8 protein-coding genes and 1 pseudogene are annotated in these 9,309 nt (G+C 58.7%); 7 read left to right on the top strand and 2 right to left on the bottom strand.

What is annotated here, in order from left to right:
- Positions 1-190: 190 nt before the first annotated feature.
- Together M3436_16910 and M3436_16905 are read right to left on the bottom strand one after the other, a co-directional pair.
- A complete protein-coding gene (locus M3436_16910; protein ID MDQ3565712.1) occupies positions 191-958 on the bottom strand; it encodes a LytTR family DNA-binding domain-containing protein in 768 nt (255 codons plus the stop codon).
- The gene (locus tag M3436_16905) at positions 936-2,015 is read right to left on the bottom strand and encodes a histidine kinase (protein ID MDQ3565711.1); all 1,080 of its coding nucleotides are present in this window, start codon (positions 2,013-2,015) and stop codon (positions 936-938) included. Before M3436_16905 ends, M3436_16910 begins: the two co-directional genes overlap by 23 nt.
- 343 nt (positions 2,016-2,358) lie before the next feature.
- Between M3436_16905 and M3436_16900 the strand changes: the two are divergent.
- From M3436_16900 to M3436_16870, 7 genes and pseudogenes are all read left to right on the top strand, one after another.
- Positions 2,359-2,484 (top strand): annotated as a pseudogene (locus M3436_16900) (prepilin-type N-terminal cleavage/methylation domain-containing protein).
- 39 nt (positions 2,485-2,523) lie between these two features.
- Complete coding sequence (locus M3436_16895; GenBank protein MDQ3565710.1) at positions 2,524-2,799, top strand: hypothetical protein; 276 nt, start codon at positions 2,524-2,526, stop codon at positions 2,797-2,799.
- Positions 2,796-3,278 carry a GspH/FimT family pseudopilin gene (locus tag M3436_16890; protein ID MDQ3565709.1) on the top strand — a complete coding sequence of 161 codons (483 nt, stop codon included), beginning with the start codon at positions 2,796-2,798 and terminating at the stop codon, positions 3,276-3,278. The genes M3436_16895 and M3436_16890 overlap by 4 nt, the downstream gene beginning before the upstream one ends.
- Positions 3,275-3,916: a type IV pilus modification protein PilV gene (gene pilV, locus M3436_16885; protein ID MDQ3565708.1), complete on the top strand. Its 642-nt coding sequence runs from the start codon at positions 3,275-3,277 to the stop codon at positions 3,914-3,916. The genes M3436_16890 and pilV overlap by 4 nt, the downstream gene beginning before the upstream one ends.
- A gap of 27 nt (positions 3,917-3,943) precedes the next feature.
- Positions 3,944-4,990 (top strand): PilW family protein, encoded by a 1,047-nt coding sequence (locus M3436_16880; GenBank protein MDQ3565707.1) that lies wholly within the window; start codon positions 3,944-3,946, stop codon positions 4,988-4,990.
- Positions 4,987-5,583, top strand: a complete 597-nt coding sequence (locus M3436_16875) for a PilX N-terminal domain-containing pilus assembly protein (GenBank protein ID MDQ3565706.1) — start codon at positions 4,987-4,989, stop codon at positions 5,581-5,583. The genes M3436_16880 and M3436_16875 overlap by 4 nt, the downstream gene beginning before the upstream one ends.
- Before the next feature lie 28 nt (positions 5,584-5,611).
- Entirely contained in the window at positions 5,612-9,049 is a 3,438-nt protein-coding gene (locus M3436_16870) for a PilC/PilY family type IV pilus protein (protein ID MDQ3565705.1), read from the top strand.
- Positions 9,050-9,309: the final 260 nt, after the last annotated feature.

Below are 9,309 nucleotides of genomic sequence, written 5' to 3'. Positions count from 1 at the left end.
CAGCGGGTCCTCAGACATCTGACCAAAACGACCCAAAAGCTTGGCTTTCAATTGATTCCCAATCCCCAATCGGCTTAAAAAATAACGCTATGTACCAGGCTATTCAAATGTGTTTCTTGAGAGCAATAGCATGACACCTTCAGTGATTCTGCCGTAACCGTATCGTTGAAATGATGTACTAGTCCTGACCCTACGCATCGGCCGGCAGGCCTTCCGCGGCCCTTCTCATCGATTTAAGACATCTGCGCACCTGGCCGGTGAGCCGGCGGCTGACCGGCAACCGCTTTTCTGTCCCGCGCAATTTAACCGCAAGGCCACCCACACGATCGCGCGCCAGGGCTTCGACTCGGGAGAGCGATACCAAAGCGTTGCGGTGGATGCGGAGGAACCGCTCGCCGAATTCGGTCTCCAGGGTTTTGAGCGGCTCCTCGATGACGAGCTCTCCCCCCGTCCAAACTACCGTGACGTACTTCTGATCCGCTTGGAAGTAAAGCACCTCATCCACGGGCACAAGCCTCAGGCTGCCGCCTACCGGCGCGCTCAGATGAGTTCGGGCCCGAGTCGGATCCGTCCGCTCCTTGAGGGTATCGAGCGCACCCCGGCTTAGTACCCTGGCTCGCTGTAGTCCCTGTAAAAGCCGCTCCTTACGGATCGGTTTCAACAAATAATCGACGGCACTGGCTTCGAAAGCCTCAAGCGCGTAATCACCAAAGGCCGTCGTAAAGATCACCGCCGGGGGATGGTCATAGTGGGCCAGATGTTGCGCTGCCTCCAACCCGTCCATGCCAGGCATGCGGATATCGAGCAACACGAGGTGCGGCGCATGCGCAGCAACGGCGGTCAGGGCCTCGATCCCGTTTCCCGCTTCTCCCACGACCTCACCGACCGCAAGCTCGCGGATCAGTGCGGCGAGCCGCTCGCGCGCGAGCGGCTCATCATCCACGATGAGGATCCGCATCTTCGGCGCGTTCATAAGGGAAAGATAAAGTCGCCCGGTAGTGATCGCCCAAGTCCTCCACTGTCAGCCCACCCGACCCGCCGTAGAAAGCCTGCAGTCGTTGCCCCACGTTTTCCTGGGCGAAGCCATGGCTTGCGCGCGAGGATCGCCTGTCATCTCCCGGCTTGGGATTTTCGATCACGACCGTGAGCCGGTACCCCTCGCGCTGCCCCCTGATCCGAGTCACCCCACCTTGGGGCAAGGGCTCGATCCCGTGGTAGATCGCGTTCTCGATAAGCGGCTGAATCGACAACACCGGTACCAGGGCGTCCGCCGGTAACTCATCGATTTGCCAATCGATCACCAAGCGATCTTGCAACCGTAGGGCTTCTATCCGTAAATACTGTCGGCACAGCTCAAGCTCCCCACCGAGCGTGACCCGATCACGGGCGGGCAGGAGGCTCGCTCGAAACAGATCAGCTAAGTCCTCGACAGCTTCCTCCGCCAGCATTGGATGACTGCGGGTCAGGCTGGCGATGGTGTTCATGCAGTTGAAAAAAAAATGCGGCCGAATGCGCGCCTGCAGTGCCTGGAGGCGGGCCTCGGCCTCCGACTCGATGCGCCGTTCCCAGTGATGGTGGACATACATATAACGCAGTGCGATGGCGATCACGATCGCCGCAATCGCCAGATTGCGTGCTAAAAACCCTCCCCTGGAATCCGCACCGAGGGGCATCGGGTTGCTTAAGTAATCCAGGGTCCACCACGCCAGCTCGCTCAATACCCAGGCGATCGCGAGCATCGAGAGATAAGCGACAATTGCTACCCTGGCCTCGCTGAGGTGGGAGTAAAGCGTTCGGCTCGCGCACAGAACTGCGGCGCAGCAAAGAGTAACCCACTGAATGAAAAGCGACTTGAGGGCCAGATCGTCGAAGCTTGCGTTTACATCCGTGGCCGTCGATAGGGTCAGCACGATGGCCAATAGCTCGGCCATCAAGACCAGCACCAACACCGGCCGGGCGGTGCAGACGTTGGGTATGAACAGGCGATCAGTGGCGCGCGCGACAGGCAATATCATGACCCTACCTCGCGTTTTAAATTTTCCAAGCCTGGACCTCGCTGTTCTCTCGTGCTCAATTATAGCGGCGGCAGGCCGAGCAGGATCGGGCCCGCTGCATCTTCATCATCGCCGGAGGTATCGGCCCTAGCAACCTGGACTCGAAGATCAGGGTTCCGCTCGGCCAAATATAACCGCTCGTCGGATAAATCTTCGCGTTGGTCTCCTTTCCGCTCAAGAAAGAAGGTCGGCTGAACGATAGACGGGCCATAGTAGAGCAACGCATATGCAAAACACATTAAGCAATTGGAATTCGTATTGATCCTGATCTTGAATCTATTGATCTAAACAAACGAGGAGAATCATGCCGCTTGCACATGCTCACTACGGAAATCGACGTTCGGCTGGGTTCAGTCTGATCGAAGTAATGATCGCTGTAGCCGTGGTCGCAATTTTAGCGTCGATTGCTCTTCCGTCCTATCGGGACTATATCAAGCGCGGCAAGAGGGCGGCCGCACAAAGCGTACTGATGGATCTGGCAGCCCGACAGCAGGCTTTTCTATTGGACAAGCGACGTTACGCAACGAGTTCTAGCACTACGGAACTCAAGTTCGCTTCATGGCCTGCCGAGATCGCTGCTGATTACAGCATGGTTCCAGATCCGGTCGCAGCCAATAATGTGGCTTCTCCACCGACTTTCTTAATCACTGCTACAGCCACTAGCTCCAGCGTGATGACTGGAGATACTCCCATGACGATCGATCAGAACGGTACGAAGCTGCCGGTGGCTTATTGGAAGAAATGAATACCTCCATAACCGCCAATTCGAGAACCGAGGGCTTTACCCTAATCGAGCTCATGATCGTGGTGGGCTTGGTCGCCATCATCGCGGCGATTGGCTATCCCTCGTTCACTGAATTCAGCGTCTCGCAGCGGATCCGCGCCGGGGCTTCCGCTTTGTACGATAGCCTCTTGATCGCGCGCAGCGAAGCGCTCAAGCGCAATACCTTGGTTTCGATGACTGTCACCAATCTTGCCAATGGCTGGACTATCAGGGATCCGTCCGTCGCCGCGCCATTGGACGTATTACGCACGCAGGAGCCGTTTGCGGGCGTGCAGTTCACCCCGGTCAATCCGTCCATCGCATACAACCGTTTTGGCAGGCCGCCGCCGGGTAGTAGTCCGGCAATCTTGATCGCTTCACCGCCCAGTTCGAAGTCGCGGTGCGTCACGATCGACACCGTTGGACGCCCGCACGTCCTTGAAGGAGTCTGCCCCCCATGAATCGGTCTCGACTCGGACAGCTTGCGCTCCTCCCGAGGCAGGGATCCGGTTTCAGCATGATCGAGGTTCTGGTCACGATCGTTATTGTCGTTATTGGCCTGTTGGGTTGGGCCGGCCTGCAGAGCAAGGCATCCGTCGTCCAAATGGAGGCCTATCAGCGCGCGCAGGGCCTTACCTTGATGCGTGACATGGAGGATCGGATCATGAGCGCCCGTGGCCTGCTCGATGGGTTCCAGAGCTTTGCTGCCTCGAACGGCAGCATTGTGTTCGGAACCGGCGACGACACGGGCACGGGTATCTGTGCGACAGTGCCGAACCCGCTAGTGACGAACCAGGACCATGCCGAGTCCCAACTTTGCCTATGGGGGCAGGCGCTCAAGGGGGCCGCGGAAACCAGCGCCGGGAGTCAGGTCGGCGCCATGATCGGTGCGCGCGGATGCCTCATCAACGTCAGCCCGCCGACCGACTTCGCGCTAGACGACTTTTTCATCGTCGTGGTCTGGCAGGGATTGACTGCGACTGCCGATCTCGACGCCGGCACGCCCGCGGAGCTGTGCGCGAAGGCGGACGTCAATTTCGGACCCGGCCTGCGGCGGGCGGTCGTCACCCGCGTGATGATCCCCAAGCTGGTTGGGTGACGCGGCCAACCTGGAGAACCTTGACCCATGTTTACAGATAATCCAATCGGGCATTGGCAGCGGCGGCGGCGCAGCCGGGCGGCGGAGCGTTCGGCCGGTCATCAGCAGGGCATGTCAATCGTCGAAGTCATGGTGTCGATGACCGTCGGCTTGCTGGTCCTATCGTTTCTGACGGTTATTTTCGTGAACAGCAGCAATACGCGGCGCGAGATCGACAAGTCGGCCGACATTTACGAGAACGGTCGTTATGGTTTGCTGGTCCTGGGCGACGAACTGAGCCATGCCGGCTACTACGGCACCTTGAGCGCTGTTTCGCCTGGAGCGACGACGGATTTACCGTGTTCGACAACGGTTGCTGACTGGGAAAGTTCGCTCGCCCTTGCCGTGCGCGGTAGCAATCACAGCGATATGGGGATTCCGCTGGGACTATTCGATTGCATCAACGGATCGCGCAAGACCGATACCGATGTGCTCTTCCTGCAACGCGCCGCGACCTGTGTCGCCGGGGTAGGCGCCTGTGCGGGATTGGTTGCGGCCGACATCTATGTTCAGGTGTCCGAGTGCGGTGCGGAATATTCGACCAATCCGTTCGTACTGGCCGCCAACTCTGGTTTGCCCTACACCCTCCAGGACAAGGATTGTACTCCCGGTACCCTGGCGCCAGTCCGCAAGTTCATCCGCCGGATCTTTTTTGTCGGTTCCGATGACAGGCTGCAGTATGTCGATATCGGACCCCTCGGTGCCGGCCCACCCGTCCCGCTGGCTGAGAACATCGAGAACATGCAAGTGGAGTACGGGGTCGATACTAATGGCGATTCCTCGCCGGATTGCTTTGCTTCGGTGCCGGCAGACTGTCCTCCGGTGACGGCAGGCTGGTGGACCCAGGTCGTCGGTGCGCGGATCTGGCTACTGGCGCGCGCGCCTCAAGTCACGGCCGGATACACGGACGACAAGACCTATACGATGGGCGATCTGGATGCCGCTGCCTACGCGGCCGGCTTGAACACGGGTTATAAGCGCCACGTCTTCACGGGTTACTTCAATTTCGTCAACCCTCAGGGCAGGATGGAATGAACACGATAAAACTGGATATGCGGCGTGAAGGCGGGGCAGTGCTGTTCGTGGCCCTGATCATGCTCCTTCTCATGACGCTGCTTGCAGTCGCCGCTATGCGCCTGACGACGACTAACTTGCAGGCGATCGGCAACGAGCAGTTCGCGACCGAGGCCCAGGCCGCCGCCGACTTCGCATTGGACCAGACGGCGAACAACAAGGATTTCATCGACATCCCGATCCTGACCCAGAAAGTCAGCCTGACCCAGGCAGATTCGACCCTCGATCCTTCGGCCTTGCCGGTCACGCTGAGTGTGCCCGCGTGCGAGCGCCACCGCCTGATCAAGAAAAGTGAGCTCGTCACCCAGGTCGGCGGCCAATTTACTGTGACGTCAGAGGACCAGCCCTGCTTTGGCGGATTGTCATCAGGAGGGCCTACGACCGTGGACCTGAGTGCCGTCGCCACCAGCTCGGATGATTCGCTGTGCACGACGGCGCTGTTCGATGTGCAGGCGGATGTGAACGATCCGACTACAAGCGCTTCTGTAACCGTCAATCAAGGCATCGAGCTGCGTATGGAAAGCGCGGACGCCGACGCTAAATGCACACCCTGATCACGGACGATCAACATTGGAGATCCTAATGAAACTGAAGACCAAGCAGTTCACCATCGCGATGGCAGCGGCGCTCGATCTGATGTCGGGAGCTGCTCTGGGCGAAGACATCGATTTATATGTGAGCGGGGGGGCGACGGCCAACGCGCCCAATGTCCTGCTGTTCCTGGACAATACCTCCAACTGGTCAGCAAACTCGCAGCAATGGAAGAAAGCAGACGTGTTGCTCAAGTGCAAAAGCGACGCTACGTGCCAGAGCTACGTGAATCAAGTGTTCGGTCCGGACGAGGATCTCAAGCAAGGCCGGGTCGAATTGCGCGCGATCGAGCTGGTATTGAAAGAGTTGGTCTGCAACCCCGCCACCACGCCTCTGAATGTTAATGTCGGTCTGATGTTGATCAGCGATACAAACGGTACGGCCGAGGCCAACAATACGGGAGGCTATATTCGTCAAGCCGTTAAACCGCTCGACGCCGCGCATTGCGCGGCGCTGATCGGCGATCTGGATCTGATCGATAGCGAGATTACTAACCCGCTCTACAAGACCCCTGCATCAGCGGACTACGGAACGCCTCTGTATGAGGCATTCAAGTACTACGGCGGTTATGCCAACCCGACCCAGGCGAAGCAGGGACTGGGAGGCACGCCGACGGACCGTACCCACTTCGGTACGGCACGCTACGTGGAGCCCAACGCGTTCGAAGACGTGGATGCATTCACAAACCCTGGAAAAAATAATTACCAAAGCCCGATCAGCTCCACCAACAGTTGCGGCAAGAACTACCTTATCCTGGTGGGCAACACCTGGCCCAACCAGGAGTACGGAACCAACCAGAATGTCAATCCGCCCACCAATACCTTGATGACGCGTCTTGGACGTCTGCCCGAGGAGATGCAGATCTATTCGACGTCGAAATCGGATATCCGGTTTGGTGACGAATGGACTCAGTTTCTCGCATCGACCGATGTTAGCGACCAGGCGGGACAACAGCCCGTCTTCACCTATACGCTTAACGTCTATAACAAATCGGCCGACGCCAAACAGACGACACTGCTCCGATCGATGGCAAACGTCGGTGGTACCGGTGCCAGTGGCTACTTCGAAGTCGGCGGCGACCTAAAGAAGCTGGTCGCCGCATTCAAAGACATCTTCACCCAGATCGCCGCCGTGAACAGCGTGTTCGCATCGGCGTCGCTGCCGGTCAGTGTCAACACCCAGGGCACCTATCTCAACCAGGTGTTCATCGGCATGTTCCGGCCCGACAGCGATGCGCGGCCGCGCTGGGCCGGCAATCTGAAGCAGTATCAGTTTTCCTATGATGCCGCCAGCCAATCCCTGTTCCTTGCCGACGCCGCCGGAAGCGCGGCCATAGACAATGCCAACACAGGCTTCATCACGGCGTGCGCGCGCAGCTTCTGGACCACGGACACCCCCCTTGGCAGCGCCTATTGGCAGGATATTCCGCCCAATCAGACGCCTCCAGGTACTTGCCTCACGTCCGGCACATCGGTCTATTCCGATTCGCCGGATGGTAATCTCGTCGAGAAGGGCGCCGCTGCCCAGCAACTGCGGCAGATTTCTGTCGCCAACCGTACCGTGAAAACCTGCACCAGCACAACTGCCTGCGATGATGCGCTAGGCGAGGTCGTCGATTTCGACACCACCAACATGAGCTACACCGAGCTTGGCGTCGCAGACAACGCGGCCCGTGACACCCTGGTGAGTTGGGTACGCGGCCAGAACGCCGGTGACGGACCACCCGACGGTACGGGCGCTTATCAGACCTACAACGAGTCCGTGAACCCGAAAGAAGTGCGTCCCACCGTGCACGGAGACGTGGTCCATTCACGGCCACTGGTCATCAACTACGGCAACGGCACAACCAATGATGTCGTCGTTTTCTATGGGGCGGGCGACGGCATGTTGCATGCCGTAGATGGCAACCAGAGCGGTAGCGGCGCGGGGCAGGAACTTTGGTCCTTTATCGCGCCGGAATTCTGGACCCGCTTGTCTCGTCTACGGGAAAACACCCCGCTGATCGCGTTCCCCACCGTAAGCACGACGCCAACCCCGACAAAGAAAGACTATTTCTTCGACGGCGGCATAGGTGCCTATCAGGAGCGGAACAGCAGTGGCAACGTGTCCAAGGTCTATCTCTATCCATCGATGCGCCGCGGCGGGCGCATGGTCTATGGGTTCGACGCAACCAGCAAGCCGAGTCCTTCGACCTTGCCGTCGCTGCTGTGGCGTTTTGGTTGTCCAAACCTGTCCAACGATATCGGCTGCGTCGGTACGGATGCGGTCAAGCTTGGCCAGACCTGGTCGACACCGCGCGTCATCGTGACCAAGGACGGCGATCCCGATCCGACCAACAACCCGCTCTATCTTACCTTCGGTGGCGGCTACGACGCCTGCGAGGACGCTGCGACGCCGACGTGTAGCGGCACGACGAAGGGGCAAGGGGTGTTCATCCTCGATGCCGTAACGGGAGCGCAAGCCGAGTTTATCGATCTGGCTTCGGTCGACAGTGGCGCCGGCCGGGTGATTGCCGACATCGTTCCGGTGGATGTCAATGCCGATAACTATACCGATGTCCTCTACGCGGCCGACACCCGCGGCAATCTCTGGCGCATCAATACCAGCGATCCCGCCGCCGGCTATGTCGGTTATGCCCCATCGACATGGAGCAGCCATACCTATCTCGTGGCCGGTGTATCCGACTGGTCGGTACAAGTGTCGAGCCGGAAGTTTTCCTATGCCCCAGACGTTGTCACGCTGGGTGGCATCAATGTCGTACTGCTTGGAACGGGCGACCGCGAGCAGCCTCTCAACGGTTCATTCGCAACCGGCGTACAGAATCGCTTCTATGCCTTTCGCGATGAGTACGCGAAGGCAGTAGTTTCCACAGTTTCCGACCCTAGCACAGAGGTGTTGGTCGTTACGAGTAGTCAGGCAAATAGTGACACAGCAGGGGATATCACGCCCACGCCCACGACCTGCTCTGATTGTTTGCTGAACGTAACCGATACCACTTTGGACTACAGCACGGCGGTTTTGGGTGGCAAGGGTTGGTTCATCGATCTGGTGGTCACTTCCAGTCCGCACGAACAGGTTGTGACAACGCCCGTGACGGTCGGAGGGGCTACCTACTTCAGCACCTTTCAAGCCTCCGATGGCAGCACGGCAAGCTGCAGCAATCTCGGTACGGGGCGAGGCTATGCGCTCAATTTCCTGACCGGTGGGCTACAGAGTGGCGACACCTCGCTGGCAGAGGATTTCACCGGCGGCGGTATCCCACCCTCACCCGTTGCCGGTGTGGTTGAGATTGGCGACGACACCGTACCTTTCTGCCTCGGTTGCAAGCCTCCGGAGGGCGGCGGATCTGCGCTCGAGGGGACGAAGGTGGAGATTCCGATCGTCCAGGAGCGCAAGAAGGTTTACCGCGTACGGCAAATCGACGAATAGAACGCGGCTTCTTACTTACACGTACGACATACCCCGCCCCGGATCTTTTCGGTGCGGGGTTTGCCCCACGCAGCCGCCCGCCGGCAAGTACTTCGAATCGAGTGAACTAGCCCGCATTTCTCACCAATGTGTCGATACATGAGCTAAAGGCATTGATGAGGACATCAGAAAAGAAGGCCGCTTGAATTAGCCGCTGCGGTCGAGACGCCAACAGGACAAATCGAGTAACTCATGGAGGTTTCTGTCGATAAGTGCAGGTG

Source organism: Pseudomonadota bacterium, from assembly GCA_030859565.1.
Classification (GTDB): domain Bacteria; phylum Pseudomonadota; class Gammaproteobacteria; order JACCXJ01; family JACCXJ01; genus USCg-Taylor.
This window is presented reverse-complemented; position numbering and strand designations above follow the sequence as displayed.